Source organism: Candidatus Thiodiazotropha sp. AKAK3, assembly GCF_058244645.1.
Genome location: NZ_JBSYOQ010000045.1, coordinates 57,600 through 78,095, shown reverse-complemented (window position 1 = coordinate 78,095; position 20,496 = coordinate 57,600). Strand labels below are relative to the sequence as shown.

The 20,496-nt window shown below is 46.8% G+C and carries 16 protein-coding genes; 12 read left to right on the top strand and 4 right to left on the bottom strand.

The annotated features are described in order from the left end of the window. The first annotated feature begins 7 nt into the window (after positions 1-7). The 10 genes from tagH (at position 8) to AC4IE7_RS08820 (ending at position 13,274) form a co-directional block, all read left to right on the top strand. Positions 8-1,546 carry a type VI secretion system-associated FHA domain protein TagH gene (gene tagH, locus AC4IE7_RS08865; protein ID WP_490776467.1) on the top strand — a complete coding sequence of 513 codons (1,539 nt, stop codon included), beginning with the start codon at positions 8-10 and terminating at the stop codon, positions 1,544-1,546. A 12-nt stretch (positions 1,547-1,558) separates the two neighbouring features. Beyond that, on the top strand, positions 1,559-2,020 hold the full coding sequence (gene tssJ, locus AC4IE7_RS08860) for a type VI secretion system lipoprotein TssJ (protein ID WP_490776466.1): 462 nt from the start codon (positions 1,559-1,561) through the stop codon (positions 2,018-2,020). A 9-nt stretch (positions 2,021-2,029) separates the two neighbouring features. After that, the gene (gene tssK, locus AC4IE7_RS08855) at positions 2,030-3,364 is read left to right on the top strand and encodes a type VI secretion system baseplate subunit TssK (protein WP_490776465.1); all 1,335 of its coding nucleotides are present in this window, start codon (positions 2,030-2,032) and stop codon (positions 3,362-3,364) included. Next, positions 3,364-4,686: a type IVB secretion system protein IcmH/DotU gene (icmH, locus tag AC4IE7_RS08850; protein WP_490776464.1), complete on the top strand. Its 1,323-nt coding sequence runs from the start codon at positions 3,364-3,366 to the stop codon at positions 4,684-4,686. The genes tssK and icmH overlap by 1 nt, the downstream gene beginning before the upstream one ends. Positions 4,687-4,713: 27 nt before the next feature. Next, complete coding sequence (gene tssM, locus AC4IE7_RS08845; RefSeq protein WP_490776463.1) at positions 4,714-8,283, top strand: type VI secretion system membrane subunit TssM; 3,570 nt, start codon at positions 4,714-4,716, stop codon at positions 8,281-8,283. After that, positions 8,265-9,059, top strand: a complete 795-nt coding sequence (gene tagF / locus AC4IE7_RS08840; RefSeq protein WP_490776462.1) for a type VI secretion system-associated protein TagF — start codon at positions 8,265-8,267, stop codon at positions 9,057-9,059. Before tssM ends, tagF begins: the two co-directional genes overlap by 19 nt. Continuing rightward, a complete protein-coding gene (locus tag AC4IE7_RS08835) occupies positions 9,056-9,811 on the top strand; it encodes a PP2C family protein-serine/threonine phosphatase (RefSeq protein WP_490776461.1) in 756 nt (251 codons plus the stop codon). The genes tagF and AC4IE7_RS08835 overlap by 4 nt, the downstream gene beginning before the upstream one ends. Positions 9,812-9,874: 63 nt before the next feature. Continuing rightward, a complete protein-coding gene (locus tag AC4IE7_RS08830) occupies positions 9,875-11,176 on the top strand; it encodes a LysM peptidoglycan-binding domain-containing protein (protein ID WP_490776460.1) in 1,302 nt (433 codons plus the stop codon). A 286-nt stretch (positions 11,177-11,462) separates the two neighbouring features. Continuing rightward, entirely contained in the window at positions 11,463-11,774 is a 312-nt protein-coding gene (locus tag AC4IE7_RS08825; RefSeq protein ID WP_490776459.1) for a hypothetical protein, read from the top strand. Positions 11,775-12,536: 762 nt separating this feature from the next. Beyond that, positions 12,537-13,274 carry a sulfite exporter TauE/SafE family protein gene (locus tag AC4IE7_RS08820; protein WP_490776458.1) on the top strand — a complete coding sequence of 246 codons (738 nt, stop codon included), beginning with the start codon at positions 12,537-12,539 and terminating at the stop codon, positions 13,272-13,274. 49 nt (positions 13,275-13,323) lie between these two features. Here AC4IE7_RS08820 and AC4IE7_RS08815 read toward each other — a convergent pair whose 3' ends face one another. The 4 genes from AC4IE7_RS08815 to AC4IE7_RS08800 form a co-directional block, all read right to left on the bottom strand. Next, positions 13,324-14,091: a fumarylacetoacetate hydrolase family protein gene (locus AC4IE7_RS08815; RefSeq protein WP_490776457.1), complete on the bottom strand. Its 768-nt coding sequence runs from the start codon at positions 14,089-14,091 to the stop codon at positions 13,324-13,326. Positions 14,092-14,729: 638 nt separating this feature from the next. Continuing rightward, positions 14,730-15,653: a hypothetical protein gene (locus tag AC4IE7_RS08810; RefSeq protein WP_490776456.1), complete on the bottom strand. Its 924-nt coding sequence runs from the start codon at positions 15,651-15,653 to the stop codon at positions 14,730-14,732. Next, the gene (locus AC4IE7_RS08805) at positions 15,650-16,591 is read right to left on the bottom strand and encodes a polysaccharide deacetylase family protein (protein ID WP_490776455.1); all 942 of its coding nucleotides are present in this window, start codon (positions 16,589-16,591) and stop codon (positions 15,650-15,652) included. Before AC4IE7_RS08805 ends, AC4IE7_RS08810 begins: the two co-directional genes overlap by 4 nt. 146 nt (positions 16,592-16,737) lie before the next feature. Next, a complete protein-coding gene (locus AC4IE7_RS08800; RefSeq protein WP_490776485.1) occupies positions 16,738-18,528 on the bottom strand; it encodes a protein kinase domain-containing protein in 1,791 nt (596 codons plus the stop codon). A 348-nt stretch (positions 18,529-18,876) separates the two neighbouring features. Between AC4IE7_RS08800 and AC4IE7_RS08795 the strand changes: the two genes are divergently transcribed. Then, complete coding sequence (locus AC4IE7_RS08795; protein WP_490776454.1) at positions 18,877-19,662, top strand: hypothetical protein; 786 nt, start codon at positions 18,877-18,879, stop codon at positions 19,660-19,662. 313 nt (positions 19,663-19,975) lie between these two features. Then, a complete protein-coding gene (gene tpx / locus AC4IE7_RS08790) occupies positions 19,976-20,476 on the top strand; it encodes a thiol peroxidase (RefSeq protein ID WP_490776453.1) in 501 nt (166 codons plus the stop codon). The last annotated feature ends 20 nt before the right edge of the window (positions 20,477-20,496 follow it).

The window sequence follows — 20,496 nt, the reverse complement described above, 5'->3', positions numbered from 1 at the left end:
AATATTGATGTATTCCGACAGCCAAAGCGCAACAATGACATTGACCGTCACCAGTAGTGGCGGGGCTCCGCCGTCTCAGCCTTTATCTGCCTCCTTTGATGAGCAAGGGGGCAGTATTGGGCGCCGACAGGAGAATAGATGGGTGCTTCCCGATCCTGAACGCTTCATATCGGGACAACACGCAATGATCGACTTCAGTAATGGGGTTTTTCACATCACAGATACCAGCTCCAATGGCGTCTTCCTGAACCATTCGAAAACGGCCCTGGGTAAGGATAATCGCGTCGCCCTCGAGGATGGAGATATCATCGGAATCGGTGATTATGAAATCAGTGTGTTAGTGATACCTGCAGAAGTCGATGCTGTAGCAGAAATAGAAACTTCTCAGGATTTCGATAATCTTGATGATCCTTTTGCGCAGATGGCGGAACAGCATGCGGGTGAGGCCCTTGACAAGGCGCTGCCAGCCTCATCAATCACAACTGAAATCTCCGAGCCTGAAGCGGAACCGATGTTCAGCCTTGATGATCCAGAATCATCCGCATTGGTGATAGATCAAGACGATGAATCGATACAGCCGTCCCCTCTGTCACAATCGGATCATACCTCTGACCTGAACGCTTTTTTCAACCAACCAACACCGATACCGGAAGATTGGGATCTGGACGAACAATCGTCAGAAGGAAATTCAGCAGAACCTGCTATCTCTTCACCTGAGATACTGCCCCCATTGGAGGAAAATCCACCACCCTCGTCGCCTTTCCCTGAAACCCAACCGATAGAGCAGGAGAAACCGATTCCTCCGCCCCTCACCCAGGAATCGATTCCCAGACCAGGGCTAAAGCCCAAGGAGATGCCGGAACAGAGCATCCCCCAGCCTGTAAAAGCAGATCCACCCCCGGCAGCAGTGCCCGATTCAGGTGATGAAGCTGATCTGCGTGCCGCACTCGCTGAAGGAATGGGGATACCCGTAGATCATCTGCACGGATTGGCGATGACCGATCTGATGCATAATCTTGGCAGTGTCATGCGCGCCAGTGTCGAAGGCAGTATGTCGATTCTTCGTGCCAGGGCTCAGATGAAGGGTGAGTTTCGTATGAATCAGACGATGATTCAGCCGGTTGAGAATAACCCGCTAAAGTTCTCTATAAATACTGAAGAGGCGCTGCGACACCTGGTTAACCCCAGCCCGAAAAGTGGCTATCTCCCACCATTGCATGCCATTGTAGAGGCAAATGAAGATGTTGAAGCCCATATGTTGGCGGTGATGGTTGGTATGCAGGCAGCACTTCAGGTTGTTTTGCAGCGCTTTAAACCGGAAATTCTTGAAAAACGCCTGGGCCAATCGGCTCTGCTTGAGAAACTGCCACTCTATCGACAAGCTAAGACCTGGGATCTCTTTACTGAACTCTACAGCGAAATAGCCAATGAGGCGGAGGATGATTTTCATCAACTCTTCGGCCGCACATTTTCAAAAGCCTACGAAGAGCAGATCCGTCGTCTGGAATCGTTAAAACACGCTGACCCCAATTTAAAAACTTTTTGAAGGTATAAGCAGATGAAAGCAACCATAAAAAAACTCTTGCTTAGTTCAGGACTCATCTATCTGTTTTTAGTAGCGGGTTGTTCGAGTGTTTCAAGTATAAATGCAACAATGAATGCAGATATGCGTGTTAACCCCGATATCAATGACAGACCCTCACCCATCGTTGCAAGAGTCTATGAATTGAAATCTCTTAGCGTTTTCAATAATGCCGACTTCTTCAATCTTTTCGAGCAGGATGTTGCCCTGCTTGGAGATGAACTGCTGATGCGTGATGAGTTCCACTTTCAGCCTGGAGAAACTAAATTGCTTGAACGAGAGTTGCAACCTGACACCCGATACCTGGGTGTTATTGGCGCTTATCGTGATATAGAAAATGCCACATGGCGTCGAGCAATAGAAATCGATGTAAACGACGAAACCGCCTTTGTGATAGAGTTCGGAAAAAGCGGTATCAACATCCTTAAAAACAAATAAGAGAAGCCCATGTCTTGGATGTCTAGGATTGTTTGGTCAGAGGGAATGTTCCTCAGGCCGCACCACTTTCAACAGCAGGAGCGGTTTTTAGAGCACCGCATCGAGGCTCGGTGCGCTGACCTGACCCCCTTCAGTTGGGGCTTCACGCAGTTAAAAATTGATCGCCAGGCCCTGGCACTGGGTCGATTGGCGATTGAGTCCTGTAGCGGCGTTCTACCCGATGGAACAACCTTCGACATACCCACACACGACAATCCACCTCCACCATTAGACATTCCAGCAGAACACAAAGGTGCGATTGTCTATCTCGCCCTGCCCCTCTCCCGTTCAGGAACCTCTCAAGTACGCTTTTCTGACCAGGAAGAGGGCCTGGAGCGATATCTGGTCGATGAAATCGATATTAAGGATGGCATATCGGGCTCTTCCAACAACTCCACGCTGCAGATTGCCAAACCAACACTAAGACTATTGATCGGTGACTCGGAACTGGAAGAGTTTGCCCATATAGCAATTGCAAAAGTGATAGAACGTCGCTCAGACGACATGCTGGTGTTAGACGAGGATTTCATTCCCCCTTGTCTCGACTGCCAGGTCTCCCCACGACTCGCTGGATATGTTAAAGAGATCGAGGGCCTCTTACATCACCGTGCCGATGCAATTGCATCCCGCTTGGTAGATGGTGGAAAAGGTATTGCCGAGGTTGCAGATTTTCTGATGTTGCAGGTGGTCAATCGCTATGAACCACTCTATACCCATTTCTGTAACCGGGTTCCACTACACCCTGTCACCTTCTATGAAGCGGCCTTAGAGCTGGCCGGCGAACTCGCCACCTTCACCAGCAGCAATAAGCGTCCGCCAACCTTTTCTCTCTATCAGCACCAGGCTCTACAGGAGACCTTTCTCCCTTTGATCAGGGAACTGAGACGTTCGTTGAGTATGGTGCTTGAACAGAAAGCGGTTTCGATTCCGCTTGAAGAGCGCAAGTATGGTATCCGGGTTGCTTCGGTATCAGATCGCTCCCTCTTGAGCGACGCCATCTTTGTGTTAGCAGTTAACGCCAACATGACAGCAGATGTCCTGCAGCGGCGCTTTCCGACTCAAACCAAGATCGGCCCTGTCGAGAAGATACGCGACCTGGTCAATCTACAACTGCCCGGTGTGGGGTTACGTATACTTTCCGTAGCCCCAAGACAGATCCCCTACAACGCAGGCTTCAGCTATTTCGAGCTGGACAAAAACAATGACTATTGGAACCTGCTTGAAACCTCTGGAGGATGTGCCATACATATAGGAGGCGATTTTCCGGGCCTTGAACTTGAACTTTGGGCAATAAAAGGTAGTTGATGATGGATCACGATGACCCATTTGGCATGAAGCCCAACGAAACAGGTGACCGCACCGTTATCCGCCCCCGTCCTGGTGGCAAAGGTCCGGCAGTTACACCTCAACCTCCACCAACCAGTCAGAGTATCCCTCAAAGGCCTCAGGCGCCTGCGCCCAGCCTGCCGATGCGACAGGGTGCCAACAAGCTTGAGATTGCAGCCTCGTCACTGCTCTCAATGATGGGACGACTACGCGATACACCCTCCCATTCCGATCCGGTGACCCTCAAGAATTCGATCATCGAAAAAATCCGCGGCTTTGAACGAAAAGCACAAGATCTTGGGGTTGAGCAAGAGACTGTTTTCTGGGCTCGCTATGTTCTTTGTACCGTCACCGATGAACTGGTGCTGACCACCCCCTGGGGCAATCAGAGCATCTGGCGAGACCAGAGTCTGCTGGTGACTATGCACAAAGAGGCCTGGGGTGGCGAGAAATTCTTTCAGCTGTTGCAAAAGCTGCTGCAGAATCCGGCCAAGAATCTGGAGCTGCTGGAGTTGATGTACATCTGTCTCACATTTGGTTTCGAAGGGCGCTTTAGACCCCTACCCGATGGTTATGCGCAACTACAGACGCTACGGGACAATCTCTTCCGTACCCTTCGCAATCATCGTGATGAGTATGAACGGGAACTCTCGGGAAATTGGCAAGGCGTTCCCCTGAAACAGAATGCACTGGTTCAATATGTTCCATTATGGGTGGTGCTGGCTATTTCAGGTGTTGTTCTGTTGTTGATGTATTCTGGATTCAGCCTCAGTCTTAACGTCAAGTCGGACCCGGTTCATGCTGAGCTGCATAACATCGCCCGCAATGTGCAAACTGTGGTCGAACGCGCTCCACCACCACCTCCGGAACCTGAGCTTACCCTTAGAGTTCTGTTAGCCAATGAGATTGCCCAAGGAAAGGTGAGTGTTGCTGAAGACTACACCCAAGGCATCGTCAGAATCGCCGGCGACGGCCTGTTCGCTTCAGGCAGTGTTGATGTCAGTGATCAATTCCTGCCGCTGCTGAACCGTATCGCCGCAGCTATGGATCGGCTTGATGGCGAAATCCTGGTGGTGGGCCATACAGACAACATACCCATACGCAGCCTTCGCTACCCATCCAACTGGCACCTGTCAAGAACACGTGCAGAATCGGTGGCGAAAATCCTGGCACTGGATCTTGCCCTACCCGGAAGGATTCAGAGTGAAGGGCGTGGCTCAGCAGAGCCCCTGGCATCCAATGACACAAAAGAGGGACGAGCACGCAATCGGCGTGTGGAGATCACTCTGATAAAACCATAGGCATTCGCGTACACCATGCAGGCACTATTGAGAATCATAAAAAACCGCTGGTTTGTCGCCATACTGGGATTGATCGCTATTTCGGTCATCATCTGGCTTATCGGACCACTATTCGCCTTTGCCGGCACCGAACCACTGGCTTCGGTTACAGCAAGACTGATTGCCATTGGGCTCATCATTCTGCTTTGGGGTGCAAATCAGTTACGTCGCTTTCTGGCTGCGCGAAAGAAAAATCAACAGATGCTCGAAAGCGTGGTTGGACAGAAAGGTCAAACTTCAGCCACTTCCCAGGAGTCGGCTGAAGAGGTTCAGATCCTCGGACAGCGACTAGATGATGCGATTCGTATCCTCAAAGAGTCAAAGCTTGGTGGAAAGCAGAACAGCCAATATCTCTACCAACTCCCCTGGTATATGTTCATTGGACCACCAGGAAGCGGTAAAACCACAGCCTTACTGAATTCCGGACTGCACTTCCCCCTTGCAGACAAACTTGGGAACGATGCGGTACAAGGCATTGGCGGCACCCGCAATTGCGACTGGTGGTTCACCGATGATGCGGTGCTACTGGATACCGCAGGTCGTTACACCACTCAGGACAGCTATGAAGAGGTCGATCGTGCTGCCTGGATGGGATTTCTCGATTTGCTGAAGAAACATCGGAAACGCAGACCCATCAATGGTGCACTGGTAGCGATCAGTGTCGAGGATATCCTGCAACTTACCGACATCGAACGAATCAACCATGCCAAAGCGATTCGCATGCGGGTCAAAGAGCTGATCGATCATTTCGGTATCCGTTTCCCGATATACGTTCTCTTTACCAAGTGCGACTTGCTGGCAGGCTTCAATGAGTTCTTTGAAAACCTGGGAAGAGAGGAACGTAATCAGGTCTGGGGCATGACCTTCCCTTTGACTGACAAGAATAGTCAGGATGCAGGCATCACCCAGTTCAAAGATGAATTCAAAGCCTTGGAACAACGTATCGATGCCCGCCTGATGGACCGCCTTGAACAGGAGCGGGATATCAAACGAAGAGTCTTGATCTACTCATTTCCGCAACAGTTCAGTGCCCTTCGTGAAGCAGCAGAAACCTTCCTCTATGAGGCCTTCAGTGAAAACCGCTTCCAGGAGACCCCCATGGTTCGGGGTGTCTACTTTACCAGCGGTACTCAGGAAGGCACACCCATCGACCGTCTGCTTGGATCGATGGCCCAGGAGTTCGGTCTCAATCGCCAGATCGCACCTGCCTTTTCCGGTTCAGGACGCAGTTTTTTCATCAACAGACTGTTTAAGGATCTGATATTTGCAGAATCCCATCTGGCCGGTATCAACACCCGGGTTGAAAAACAGCGTGCCTGGCTGCAGCGGATCGCTTACGTAGGAGCCATATCACTGGCAGTGCTTGCGGGTATTGCCTGGTTTACAAGCTATAGCCGTAATCAGAGTTATGTGGATCAGGTTGCAATCCAGGCTAATGCTGCAGATGAGAAGGTAAATGCAGTTGCCGCAGATGACCTGACATTGACCAACGTGGTGCCCGCCCTCGATCTAGTACGAAACATCCCCGGTGGATATCAGGATCAGGAGAAAGAGATTCCCTTGTTGATGGGTTTGGGACTCTATCAGGGGGACAAGCTTGGCAGTGAAGCAATCAGTGCCTATCACAACAGTCTGAAAAACCTCTTCCTGCCCCGTATCATCCTCAGTCTTGAAGAACAGCTCAGTCAGCAGGGAAACAATCCAGACTATCTGTATGAAGCACTCAAAGTCTATCTGATGTTCGATGACAGTGAACACTATGATGCAGAAACCGTAAAGGCCTGGATGCTTTTACAGTGGCAGTTGACGCTGCCGGGTTCTGAAAATGCACAGGCGAGACAGGCCCTTGATTCACACCTGAATGCGTTGTTGACTCAAATGCCAATGACACCGACCTTGCCTCTGGATGAGGCATTGATCAGCCAGGTACGCAGTAATCTACTAAGAGTGCCACTAGCTGACCGGGTATACAACCGCATGAAGCGCACCACCCAGGGAGGATCTGTCTCAGCGCTGCGTCTGACACAAGAGATCGGAACAGATGCCGAGCTGGTCTTCAGTCGTCGCTCAGGAGAGCCACTGGATAAAGAGATCCCCGGCCTTTTTACCTACCAGGGTTACCATAAACTGTTTCTCAAGGATCACCTCTCCATCGCTAATAAACTACTCGAGGAGAAATGGATACTTGGCCCTGATCTGGAAAAGATCATTGGTAAAACTGACCTGGCCAAGCTGAGCAGCCGAGTCAAAGATCTCTACTACGCCGAGTATATCCGTCTGTGGGAACAGCAGCTTGCCGATATCCGGGTGAAACCATTCAACAATATGCGACAGGCGGTAGAAGTACTGAATGTCCTTTCAGGCCCCACCTCCCCCCTGCGTCGTTATCTTAAGCTGATACAGGAACAGACTACCCTTTCCCGTCTGCCCGGTGGCGCACAAAAGGCGGCAGAGCTGATCGAGAAAAACAGTTCGGGGATTACAAGACGACTGGCGTCGATCCTGCAAGTTGCTCCAGACGAGGGCCAGGATCAACCACAGAAGCAGCTGTTGACCACCCCGGTAGATCAACATTTTGCCAGCCTCAACCGAATGATTGAGGCACAAGAGGGTGAGCAGGCTCCTCTGGATAGAACCATGGAGATGCTCAACGAGCTGTATGCGCATATGAACACTATTGCATCAGCGGGCAATCAATCCAGCCAGGCGTTCAATGCGGCACGTGACCCTAGTGCTGGAGGTGGGGTCATCAGTCGACTCAAGTTAGAAGCACAGCGCCAACCTGGCCCTCTGGCTGAGATAATCAACACCTTGGCAGACGGTAGCTCCAATCTCACCGTATCGGGAGTCAGAAGCCACTTGAACTCAGTCTGGAACACACAGCTGCTACCCTTCTGTCAGCGTAGCCTGTCAGGACGTTATCCATTGGATCGAGGGAGTGCCAGAGAGGTCACTATCAGTGATTTCGGACGCTTCTTTGGTGCCGGTGGGATGATGGAGAACTTCTTCAACACCTACCTCATAGACTTTGTTGACACCTCTCGAAAAGTTTGGCGCTGGAATGCAGCTGGCAGTAAGACACTGGGTATTCCCACCAGCACCTTGCGTCAGTTCCAAAGGGCGGCTGTGATTCGTGACGCTTTTTTCAGTAGTAGCAGCCAGGAACCAAAAATCAACTTCGAGATCAAGCCACTGAGTATGGATACAACCATTACCCAGATCACCCTGCTACTCAACCAGCAAAGAGTCAGGTACAACCATGGTCCCACCCGCTGGAACCGTCTGACCTGGCCGGATGATTCCGGTATCAGTGATACCAAGATCCTGCTTGCCCCCCCCGCAGGCAATAAACCGTCCGGACTTACTGAAGATGGCCCCTGGGGTTGGTTCCGTATCATTGATCTGGCTGAAATTATTCCTACAAACTCCCCCGAAACAATTAATGTGACCTTTGACGTAGGTGGTCGCAAGTCCCGTTTTGCACTTCGCGCCAGCGGTGCACTCAATCCATTCCAGCTTAGAGAATTGGCAGATTTCCGGTGTCCGAACAGACTATAAATACAATGCAAAATGAGGACTTTCCTGGCCTCTACGGTAAAATTCCAGCTTTGGGTGACTTCGTAACTCGCAGACTCCCTCGAAGTTTCATCGCGCCTTGGGAAACCTGGATGCAGGAAGCGATTGCCAACAGCCGGGAACAACTTGGTGACTTCTGGCTCGACAACTACTTAACCAGCCCCATATGGCGATTCTCCCTCTCACCAGGGATATGTGGTGAACAGGGATGGGCAGGCATCTTAATGCCCAGCGTGGATCGTGTCGGTCGATACTATCCATTCACCCTGGCTACAAAACTTGATCCTAAATTTAATCTGTTTCTCTTTATGGAGGAGTCGGAGAGCTGGTTTGCACGCCTGGAAGAACTTGCCCTCTCCTGTCTTGAAGATGGATTTCAAATGGATTCACTGGAGCAACAGTTGCTTGCCCTGGGTAACCCAAGTGCAGAACGGGAAGAACTGATTCAGCACGATGCCCCGATCACCCCCTTGAATAATGCTTGGCATGCACACCTGCAAGAGCAATCCTCTCTGCGCGGTCTCTATCCACTGTTTCTGCCCCATCTGATGAAAAAGCTGCTATTCGCTTATAGTCTCTGGTGGACTCAAGGTTCAGAGCGGATCTCACCCTCTCTGTTGATCTGTCAAGGACTTCCCCAAATCAAGGGCGCCAGTGCATTGATTGATGGCGCATGGTCTCAACATGGTTGGGAAGAGATCGAAACCGGTGCCTACAGCATGGGATTCTCAGCCTCGGAAGTTCACGAGCCTCAATGAGCCAGAACCGATTCTACTGGGTCTCTGCCCATATAACCGACAAGGGTAAAGTCCGTGCTATCAACGAGGACGCCTGCCTGGATAGAGCTGACCTCGGAATCTGGGTCGTTGCTGATGGTATGGGTGGTCATGCAGCGGGAGATTTGGCCTCAAGCATGATAGTCAATGAACTGAAATCCATGGCGCCTGGGGACTCTTTGGGACAATTGGCTGGTGATGTAGAGCAGCGCCTACACTACGTCAATCAACAGCTACTACTTGAGTCTCAACACAGGGGTGGTGAAATAATCGGTTCCACCGTGGTAACCCTACTGGCGTATGATGGTTACTGCATCTACCAGTGGGCGGGTGACAGCCGTATATATCTCTATCGAAGGGGAAATCTGAAACAGCTCAGTCGGGATCACAGCCAGGTTGAGGAGTTGATCGAACAAGGCCTCGTTAGTTCCGATGAAGCGGAGCAATCATCAATTGCCAACTATATCACCAGAGCTGTTGGCGCTTGCGATCTCTTGGAGTTAGACGCTGAAATGGTTGAACCCTGTGATGGAGACCTGTTTCTGCTCTGCAGTGATGGCTTGAACAAAGAGGTCAGTGATTCAGAGATTACTGATATCCTGGGGCGCCATAATTTTCAGGATTCAATTCAGGAACTGATCAATCTGGCCATGGAGAGAGGGGCTCGTGACAATGTTACTATTGTTTTGGTGCAGGCAAAATCAGCGCAGATTGCCTTAGCTGACGATGCATGATCTGCTATATTGGGCGTGGTGACTGCTTCAGTATGAAATTTATAGCCAAAAGGAGTCTATGAAGTGAGTGATGTAAATAGGTTTCTGGATTTCTTGAAAATCCTCATCATCTTAACATTTGCACTTGCTTTAGGCGCCTGTGAACTGATGGGGCCAAAAAAACAGGATGAACCTGTAGTTATGGAACCAGAGGAAGAGGTAGAGGCAATACCCCTCCCAACCGATTCTTTGTCACCCAATAAACGCGTTCGCAAAGCCTTGACGCTGTTACAGAATGGCGACTATGAGAATGCTCGCAATCAGCTTAATTGGGCATTAATGGATCATCCCGATCATGCCAGGGCCAGTGATCTACTTGAGCAGATGGATGCCGATCCCATAGAGTACCTGGGACTTAAAAACTTCTTCTATGATGTTCAACCGGGAGATTCTCTCTCTTTCATTGCCAAGAATTTTCTTAATGACCCCTATAAATTTGTCATATTGGCCCGCTACAATAAACTCGAAAATCCAAGCAGACTGGCACCGGGACAACGTATCCGGGTACCTGGCGAATTAAGAAAAATTGTCAAACCGAAGGCAAAGGTTAAACCAAAAGCCAAAACTGAACCCAAGCTTGAAGTAGTCATTCAACCTGCAGAAACCGAATCAGAAATAACCGAAATAGCAGCCGACCCGTTGCCGGAAGTCATCCAGGAACCGGTGACATTACCAGCAGAAACAGATATTGAAACAGAGCCAGACTCTACTCCAGAGCTATCTGCCAGCACTAGCGATGATATTCTCAATTCTGCTCGGAAACTACATTCCGCCAATGACCTGCCCTCTGCCATCTATCTGCTTGAGAATGAAGGTAATAGACAACCTGAGTCTAAGGAGATTCGAGTATTATTGGGTAGTTACTATAGCGAATATTCCACTCAACTGATTGGGCAAAATGATCTGGAAGGTGCCAGAAGCACTCTGGAAAAACTTATAATCCTTGATGCATCAGATGAAAGCGCAATCAATCAACTTATTCTAGTTGAAGATAAAATTGAAGCCCAGAAGCTCCTGCAGAAAGCAAACAATGCTGAGAGTGACGGTCAATATGAAGAAGCCTACAAAACCTATGGCCAAGTCTTAACCTACGACCCTGACAATCTGACTGCCAGAGAGTCGCAGCTAAAAGTCAGAAACAAAATCACTGACAACTATCACCGGCAGGCGATGCAACTCTTCCGAAAACAAGAGCTGGATGAAGCCATTGCTTTCTGGAACAAGATATTGGAACTGGACCCAAATCACTCCCTCGCTCCCGGTTATAAAGCCAGGGCCCTGGAAATGAAACAGCAGTTACAGCGAATCGATACAGGCGCTAAATAAGCCCAGAGAAAAGCAGGCTGCCAGCAGATCTATTCAAGTTCAATAGTGGATTTATCCATCGAATGAACATGGGGTCAACACTTCCCCTGCCAGTTATCCACAATCTACTGGAAGCAGTTGTAATCCAACCTTTGCAAGTAGTGGGTTGTCCTGCTTTATTAACAAAATCGCTGATTATTAAAACATCAGTTATTGTTTTTCTTCAATCCACAATAATTAAACCTTAAAAAATCAGTTGGACAGCGTGAAGTGGTCAACTGATTCTATTAGGTTCAACAAAGAGTGAATGCAATTTCCCCTGAGAGCAGGTGTTTTTAGGCTGCGGCTGAATGGTGGTTTTATAGGTGGCCAAGTCTACCGAAACGCAGGTTTTGTTTCTGCTGAAGGCAGTGTGGGCTCAGACGATAGCCAGGTAGAGAAACGAGTGAAACAGAATATGGGTGACATAGTGATTGTCACGTACTGGAAATCGTTTGAGCAGCATGAATCCTCTCATGCAGACAAGTTGTTCAAAGAGAAATTCTCTGCGCTTGCTGATTTCTGCGATGAAACCTATGAAGTTGGCTACGAGATGCTCTGGCAAGGCGTACCGGAGTAGTAACGCCCTCCAGGCGCAGACTTTAGAGGCTCTTATTAAGTTGTCCATTTCTGACAGCACTGTTTATGCAGATAGTGCTTTGTCCATGTGAAATTGCCTTCTAACTGTCACGCTATATTTAACATTGAAATAGAAGGTTTCTGGGGGCAACTCAAGCTCAATCGTTTGACGCCCTGGTAATCTTTGTCTCACGTGTCTGCCGGGGGATAAATGAGCCCTATCAACATCGCAGGGAAACGAAACCACAGCCAACCATCCTCAGTCGCTAAAATAGGTCGTTTACTTGTAAGCCTGAAAACAACCAAAGTTGCGAATCCAATAAGAAAGACAATCCAGTTACTATTGAGCAACTACAAGGAAGAGTAACACTGCTTTAACTATTAACCCGCCCACAATGTTTAAAATGTTCTATTGAACTATGGTTTTTTTTGCATTTTAGATGACATTTATCAAAGAAATCCTTGTCACTTTACATTAGTTAACTCACAATTATTTAACTTATAATTTAATAACTTAGATAAGTTTAGCATCTATTGATGAGATAGATTGACTTATTAAATTGATCATGAATAATAATGCGCTATATGGCGTTCAGTAGTCACAATTTTTATGGAACTGAACAACAACTGGAATTGATTGCGGAAGAATTTACTTGGAATGGAATCAGGCTGAAAGCTGAATATCGCTGGTCGGGATGTAGTATTGAGGGAAGCATACCTACGCAACAATATGGTTCATATTGATATTTAGCAAGATGCCCTTATGGTGCTAGAAGCACTCTCGACTCAAGATCTGATTATTGTTGCAATCATTATCTGTTCTGCCTATCTAGTGAGAGGCATAGCCGGCTTTGGTTCAGGCTTGATTGCGATTCCCCTACTCGCATTGATGATGCCTCTGTCATTTGCAGTACCGCTGATCGTTCTTCTGGACTACGTCGCTTCTGCGAGCCATGGTGTTAAACATCACGAATCGATCCAGTGGCGAGACCTGATACCACTACTCCCCTTTTCTGTCATTGGCGTGCTGATGGCTCTCTATCTGTTCAACTATGTTGATGCTCAAATACTGCAATATGGTCTTGGCGTTTTTCTCCTCTTGTTTGCCATCTACTCACTGTTTTCAATATCGCCTAATACCAAGTTGTCTATAATGTGGGCAATACCTGGTGGAACATTGGGGGGCTTTATAGGCACTCTCTTTGGTACAGGTGGCCCCTTCTATGTCCTCTATCTGAAAATTCGAGGACTGGACAAAACCCAGTTTCGAGCAACTTTCGCCACAATTTTTCTGATTGACGGAATGAGCCGTATTATTGGTTATCTTGTATCCGGTTTTTTTGATCTCGCGCTTCTCAAAGTGGCCGCAATTACCATCCCACTCATGGCTATTGGCATGTATGTTGGTGGACACGTGCACAGCAACCTGTCTCAACAGACATTCCAGCGTGGTATCAGCATTCTACTTATAGTCAGTGGTATTTCGCTGTTGATAAAATAAACTTTCTTGGAGATATTCAAGAAACACTATTGCTTAATATCCATAAATACTAGTTAAATGGATTGACTAGCGCACCTATTCCATCAATATGTATTTCCACTGTACAACCCTGGGGCATAGGGCCAGCACCTAATGATGTACCACAGGCAATCACATCCCCTGGATTGAGTGTCATGTCTTTTGAAAGCCTACTCACAATCTGACGTGGGGAGTAAAACATATCACTAACTGGATAATTCTGATGCTCAACACCATCCACCAGAGTTTTCACATACAGAGCATCCACATCCAAGCCAGTGGCAATAGCTGGTCCCACCGCACCAAAGGTGTCAAAACTCTTGGCCCTGGTCCACTGGACAAATGAAGGGTCTTCCTTCATCAATCCCCGTGCGGTGACATCATTTACGCAGGTATATCCAAAGATGTACTTATCTGCATCATGCTCATTGATATCACAACAGCGCTCTCCGATAACAATGCCAAGCTCACCTTCGAATGCCACGGGGCCATCATAGGAAGTAGGTTGACGGATGGTTTGTCCCGTCGCTAAGAAAGAGCCATTCGCTTTCATGAAGTAAAGTGGATGCGCTGGTTGTGACCACCCTTCCTTTTCTGCCCTGGAACGAAAATTGTTCCACAATCCAATCATTTTGGTAGGTTCACTCGGAATGAGAAGCTTAATTTCCGAAGTTGGTAAAAATTCACCTGTAGCCTTTGAATTACGAAACATCTCCCCTTGATAAACCGCAACATGGTCGTTCCTTAACACACCAAACCCTTCCTTACCCAAATACTCAAAACGAACCCACTGTTCCACAATCCCTCTCCATTATCGTTAAGTTTCAAATCGCATCTACTATCCAATTACTTTAATAAAGATCTATAGCAAACTGATTTTATTGAGATAATATCTATCTATAACTCTTAAAATCCCTCAATCGAGAAAATCTATAATTTTTATATTGGCGCCGACATAGAGAAGGTCAATGGCAATCAATTCAAAAAGTAATCATCAAATTCATGGCAATAGAGTCTCACACAGAATTTTATTCACATCTTTCAGACTTTAAAAGCCTATTCACTTAAGAACCTTTCTGGTGTGTCGATAAATCGGGTCAGAAGGATATGTCACTGTTTACGTTGTCACAGGTAAGCAAGCTGTATCATAACTGAAATATACCTGATCATTGGCTATCAATATGCTTGAAAATATCTACAAAATGACTTTAACAAGTTTTGCTATAGGCTCCCTGTTTTTACCCTTAATTTTGTTTGTTATCCATTTGGAGTCACACTATACAGGAGCCACCCAATTGAATAGTTTAGCCTTGTATGAACTATTCATAATTCTGGCTCTATTCATCTTCCCCTTTAGTGCAATGAAACTCCTTCAGGTCTCCTGGAATAAAACCAAAGACAGCCACCCCTTCTAACCCGTCGCGTCAATCATGAAGATCATAATCTCTTCTCTAGATTTTTAATGCGTATTTGGCTTTTTTTATCATCTGGGTCAAATTTTAGAGCAGTTTTCCATAGCTCGACAGCTTTTACAGGTTCTTCACGAACAGTTCTTACGCCTTTCAGGTAGAGATTTTTTCCAAGCTCTTTGCGCAAACCATGCAGCCTCTTTATTGCAGAAGGATCACGATTAAAGACCTTTTCTGCCTTAGTAAGATGATGGAGGGATTTTTCATACTCTGTTAATTTAAAAGCGGCACGGGCTTGTACGACTCGGATCTTCATCAACATATTTTTCAGCTCAGTATCTCTGGGATACTTCAGAATATGCTTTTCCAGCTCTTCAATATAAGTTGCAACATCGGAGGCTCTATGCTCCGCCTGCAAGATAGCCTGACGTGAATAGACATAACCTTCATCATGATAGTTATTTTTACTTTTTCTATTCGATCTCTTTTTTTGATAGCCTTGAGAAATCGCCACCTTTTTCTGCATTTTAAGCTTCAGGTTCTCTCTGTTTATTCTACGCAATCCCTTTAATGCTGCGTCATGTTGTGGATCAAGTGCTAGAATTTCGAAATATAGCTTTTCCGCACTCTTCAGGTCTCCCTTGTTGTGCGCTTTTTTGGCAGTTGATAATAATCTCTTGCTCTTATCCTCTATTTGCGCTTTGAGGCTCTCTATCTTTTTCTCGATTTTTCTACTTTTACCTGACAATGTTCTGGCGATTCGATATTCGTAAAGCGCTTTCTGTAGATCCCCTTTCTGCTCGTGTCTGTCTGCCGATATAAGCCAGGTAGAGGGCTTTGAAAATGCCCCGTCATGCCGTTCTGAAACTGAACCTTTTTTTGCACATCCCAAACTGAGAACCAGCAGTAACAATATTGGAGCATAGCTTAGCCTAGCCATCACGCCAGTCACCGTGGCTGAAAGGTAATTAACTTGGATACGAAATCATCCATGCCACGATCCCCAAAAATCATAGTTCTGTTTAGAAGATAGGGGTAGGTAAAAGCAGCATTCGCTGCTGGTCGGACTGTCAAGCCAAGCAGAAGACCATGAGCTTTCAATTCATCTATAACCCGACTATTTGCATCGCCAAAAGGATAGGCAAAAAAGCGGGGGGTTGCTGATAACTCTGTGGAAAGCTTGCGTGAGGGCACTCTAACCTCCTCACGTACTCTCTTAGCATATTCTGCTTTCCCCTCACCAGCCTTATTAACAGCAAGGTTGGAATGGGTCTTCGAATGGGGTTGTATACTGATTAACCCACTCTTTTTCATGGCCAGAAGTTGTTTTGTTTTCAATCCACCGTTATTCATGTAGTCACTGTAAATGAATACAGTAGCTGGAAATTCAAACTCTTTCAGGATTGGATAGGCGACTTCGAATATAGAACGATGACCATCATCAATAGTCAGCACAACCGAGCGTTTGGGCAAAACCTGATCGCCACGAAGAAAATTGTATAATTCGTGCAGGTGAATTACCCGGTAGCCATTTTCACTAAGATAGCTAAGTTGTTGCTGAAATTGTTGGGGGGAGACTTCCAATCTCCCACCTTTGTCACCAAAGCGGTGATAACACAATATCGGGACAGTCTGATATCCATCAAACTCAATACCTGTTGGATTATGACTCTTTAAAGGAATAATGATCTCATTTCCAGTCGATATAGCGCCTGGCGAATTGGCATCTTCTATCATCCATGCGAGATCTTTATCTCCCAGATATCGGCGAGCGAGACTTTGTGCATCCTCCTTACCAACGCGAAGCACCACAAACTCACTATCTTTGGCGATAACTTTGCTGGTTGTTGGGCTAGTGGAACAGGCCGTACCTAACAAAATATAGATCACAAGCAATGTGCCTGTGGTGTATTTCCTCAAAGATACAGATCTCAAAATCATATCGTTAGAGCACCAGACTGACGCCTTGATTTAGACGCTTAGAGTCATTCAGATGTAACCTGTTGAAACTTTCACTAAGGCAGACCATTGATTACCTAATTTCGTTTCATGATGCGTGTTGCATCATTGTCTATATCAGCTGAAGGTGAGGGGCTAGCTTTTGTATTGGTGGTATCGGTAGTAGCCTGCTGATTTCGAACAGGAGCAATGTTGGTCCTATCATCATCGACCACTATCTCTTCTGTTTCTGTTTCGATGTCTGATTCTTGAGTCTGAGTTACTTCCTCTGACAACTGTTCTGTTTGTTCAAGTTTCTGCAACTCATCAGCCATTCTATTGTAATCTGTATAGAGCAAGCCTAACTCATCATTTCTTTCCTGCCGGATACGATAGCCATAGTTACCCCGCCTTACATGACTCATTGCTTTTCGGAGAACTTTCATCGGTATCGTGATCCCTGTTGCCAGCAGATAAGCGACTATGACCACAGTCATTACCACGGCCAATAGCAAACCCAGCATTGTATAAAATGTAAGATCAGCAGCAGCTATCAATGGTGTTTGGGACAATCCAAGTTGCACGCCGCCTATGGTCTTGTTCTGAAATAGCAAGGGTGCCTGAAAATCGAATACATCATCTCCATTCCATACATCTTCCGAGATCATCATTCCACCCTCTTTCCGTAGAAAGTTATCTCGCTCAGATATATCGAGACTTTTACCCACCTCATCAAGGGAGGTACTCGCCCTTAGTATCCTTTTGTGATCGAAAATCCTCAGATAACTGATCTGTTGCCGACCGTTAATCTCCTGTACAAAGGTCTCTACTGCTACCCAGTCCTGGATTAATACTGCTTCAGCACTTTCTATCGCTATAAATTCTGCAAGTGTACTACCCGAATCGAGGGTCAACTCGGTCATCGTATCCACTTGTTTCTGATAAACAAGAAAAGAGCCTAATATCATGGCCAGTGACACTACAAGCGCCATCGCAGCAGTCCACTTGATCCTTAGCGGTAGAATTTTAGACTCATTGAGATGCTCTTGCTTTTCATCGATTTCATGAACCACACGTCGTAGCGCACCTGCCAGATCCTTGCCGGTCTGATAACGACTTTCAGGGTTTTTACTCAGTAATTTCTCAATAATCGCTTTTAAACTCTGCGGGATGTCAGTTTTTCTTATATCGATCGGAGCAGGATCTTCCTGCACGATCTTCATCAGCAATGAAGTCAGAGTTTCAGAAACAAAGGGTTTTACCCCGGTAATCAGCTGATAGAGTATGACACCCAGCGAAAACAGATCGGATCGTCCATCGACCTGTTGACCTTCTACTTGTTCAGGGGACATGTACTGAGGTGTTCCCAAAACGGAGCCAATTCTGGTGCGATGCTCTTTGTTGGGTGCATCCATCCGTGCAATACCGAAATCGGTGATGCGTATGGTATTGCTGTAACCTGGTGAAATAATATTACCCGGCTTGACATCCCGGTGGACGATTCCCTTAGCGTGGGAATAGTCCAATGCTTCGGCAAGTTGTATCCCATAAACTACTGCATCCCTCGTAGATATGGGGGTATCGCAATCCATCATATCCTCTAGGGTACGACCTTCAAGAAACTCCATGGCAATATAGGGGCCCTGCTCTGCCTCTCCAACATCGAAAATAGTGACAATGTTAGGGTGGGTCAGCTTTCCTGCTGCCTTTGCTTCCTGGAGAAAACGGTATCGGTACTCAGGATCGACAGCACATTCACCTCGCAATAGCTTAATAGCCAATGTGCGGTTGATTTCAGGGTCAAATGCTTTATAGACAATAGACATTGCGCCTTCGCCTACCTCTTCAATCAATTGAAATCTTCCAATTGACTCTGGCATAGGATACATATTATCCAAATTACCTCTCCTGCAACTTCGCCTTACAACACTGGCAGATTTGCCTGTGTATCACCCCTGGAACAGTAAAAAAGCAGAGATCGGCCCAGCCCCCTGGAACACCGATTATTTTGCTCTTCTGCATAGAAACCGAGGGCCAATGACAAGTTTTAGCTGGAATTCACTATACAATATCGCCTCTTTCCCTGAAAGAGTGTAGCAAATCGACAAAAACTTATTGACGTAACCCTTTTATTTGATTAGCTTTCCTATAAGTAGATAGTTGATTCCAAAGCCACAATGAATGGACTTTCAGCCTGAACAATCCTGGAAATCGGGCCAATAATAAGCGGGCATCTCATGACAGAATCTTTCGACATCCCAAGACTCATAGAATTACGCAAGCTCACCCGCTCGGTTTCTGAACGGATAGAAACACGGCTTAAGTCCTATCTGTCCACTTTAGCACCACTTTTTTCGCCACAACCCATACTCGGAGAATATATTCGTGGTGTCTCAAAGTCATCTGTGAAGGGGGCGGAAAAGAATTTCCAAGAACTGAAAAACAACTATCTGGCAATTGCAAGACAAGCCCCATTCTCACTCGATTCAGAAATCTCCTCACCTCTGGATATATTTGCAGCCACCCCTGCATTAACCCCCGTCACCTACCCCTACAAAGCGGAAAAAGAGGGTAAGTCTGCAGAACTTACCGTCACTTCACCGTTGAAATGGATACTCTCCTATCCTGAGATGACACCCTCAAAGATACTCAATCTGCTACAAGGGAACCGGAATCAAGTTAGAGATGAGCTTTCACATATGCTGTTGCAATGCCTTACGTTAAACCTTGTACTGGCTAAGCAGAGCGGACTGAAAGGCATTTTGAACGACTTGCGCTTTCAACTGGAGTCAACGCAGATGGAAGGCTTAGGTGAGCTTCCCGTGCTTATGGTCTCTTGCCCGGTCTCGACTGAACTTCCTGCAGATGATGTCATCATTCAGAATACTGAAATTTCTGGTATTCCCTCATTCGAGGAGATAATCAAGATTGAGGACATCAGGACAATGTCAGATCCCTTGCGCCAAACCATGCTCTCGATAACCCAGGAAGTTACTCCTGAGATCTATCAGGAAATCACATAGCTGCACTCTCGGTGAATTTAATGAGACATTTTCCTGTTTGTCTCAGCCATTTAAGTGTGACGATCTGTTCAATATTGTTCGTGCCAGCTTGATTCAATCAGTGTTAACAGCCCCTAGTGGGCCCCTCTGTAAATCCGGTAACCCTCAGCCGCACCACAAGCGCCATTGGCAAGGCATGCGAGCATAGGGCTAGATCTTATGCGCCGAGGCATCTTAAATAATTACTATAAATAAAATATGGTTTATCTTCTTCAGTGTTCTTCTTAAAATCTGCGCTATTCTTTGAATTCAACTCTAATAACAGGATAGAAATATGGCTACTATCACCCTTGAAGGCAATCAGATTAATACTAATGGCGATCTTCCCACAGTAGGATCCGAAGCGCCTGAATTCTCATTGACTGCTGGAGATCTTTCAGATGTTTCGCTTGATAACTATGCCGGCAAAAAGAAATTGCTGAACATTGTTCCAAGCCTTGATACTGGTGTTTGCGCCACTTCTACAATCACTTTCAATAAAGCTATGGCCGGTAAATCCAACTCCGTAGCCTTGGTGATCTCTGCCGACTTGCCGTTTGCTCAAGGCCGATTCTGCAGTGCTGAAGGTGTGGATAATGTCGTATCGCTCTCTATGATGAAAAATCGAAACTTCGCTAAAGATTATGGCGTATTGATCACCGACGGCCCGTTGGCAGGCATTTGTGCCCGTGCTGTGGTCATCCTGGATGAGAACAACAAGGTAATCTACTCTCAGTTGGTACCTGAAATTGTGCAGGAACCTGACTACGACGCAGCCCTTGCACATCTTGATTGAAGGTTGAGGTGGCTGATCTG

Coding starts and splice junctions, on each gene's coding strand:
- tssJ (WP_490776466.1), top strand. CDS start 1,559: ATGAAAGCAACCATAAAAAAACTCTTGCTTAGTTCAGGACTCATCTAT.
- tpx (WP_490776453.1), top strand. CDS start 19,976: ATGGCTACTATCACCCTTGAAGGCAATCAGATTAATACTAATGGCGAT.
- AC4IE7_RS08800 (WP_490776485.1), bottom strand. CDS start 18,528: ATGTATCCTATGCCAGAGTCAATTGGAAGATTTCAATTGATTGAAGAG.
- AC4IE7_RS08820 (WP_490776458.1), top strand. CDS start 12,537: ATGGTGCTAGAAGCACTCTCGACTCAAGATCTGATTATTGTTGCAATC.
- icmH (WP_490776464.1), top strand. CDS start 3,364: ATGATGGATCACGATGACCCATTTGGCATGAAGCCCAACGAAACAGGT.
- tagH (WP_490776467.1), top strand. CDS start 8: ATGTATTCCGACAGCCAAAGCGCAACAATGACATTGACCGTCACCAGT.
- AC4IE7_RS08825 (WP_490776459.1), top strand. CDS start 11,463: ATGCAATTTCCCCTGAGAGCAGGTGTTTTTAGGCTGCGGCTGAATGGT.
- AC4IE7_RS08835 (WP_490776461.1), top strand. CDS start 9,056: ATGAGCCAGAACCGATTCTACTGGGTCTCTGCCCATATAACCGACAAG.
- tssK (WP_490776465.1), top strand. CDS start 2,030: ATGTCTTGGATGTCTAGGATTGTTTGGTCAGAGGGAATGTTCCTCAGG.
- AC4IE7_RS08795 (WP_490776454.1), top strand. CDS start 18,877: ATGACAGAATCTTTCGACATCCCAAGACTCATAGAATTACGCAAGCTC.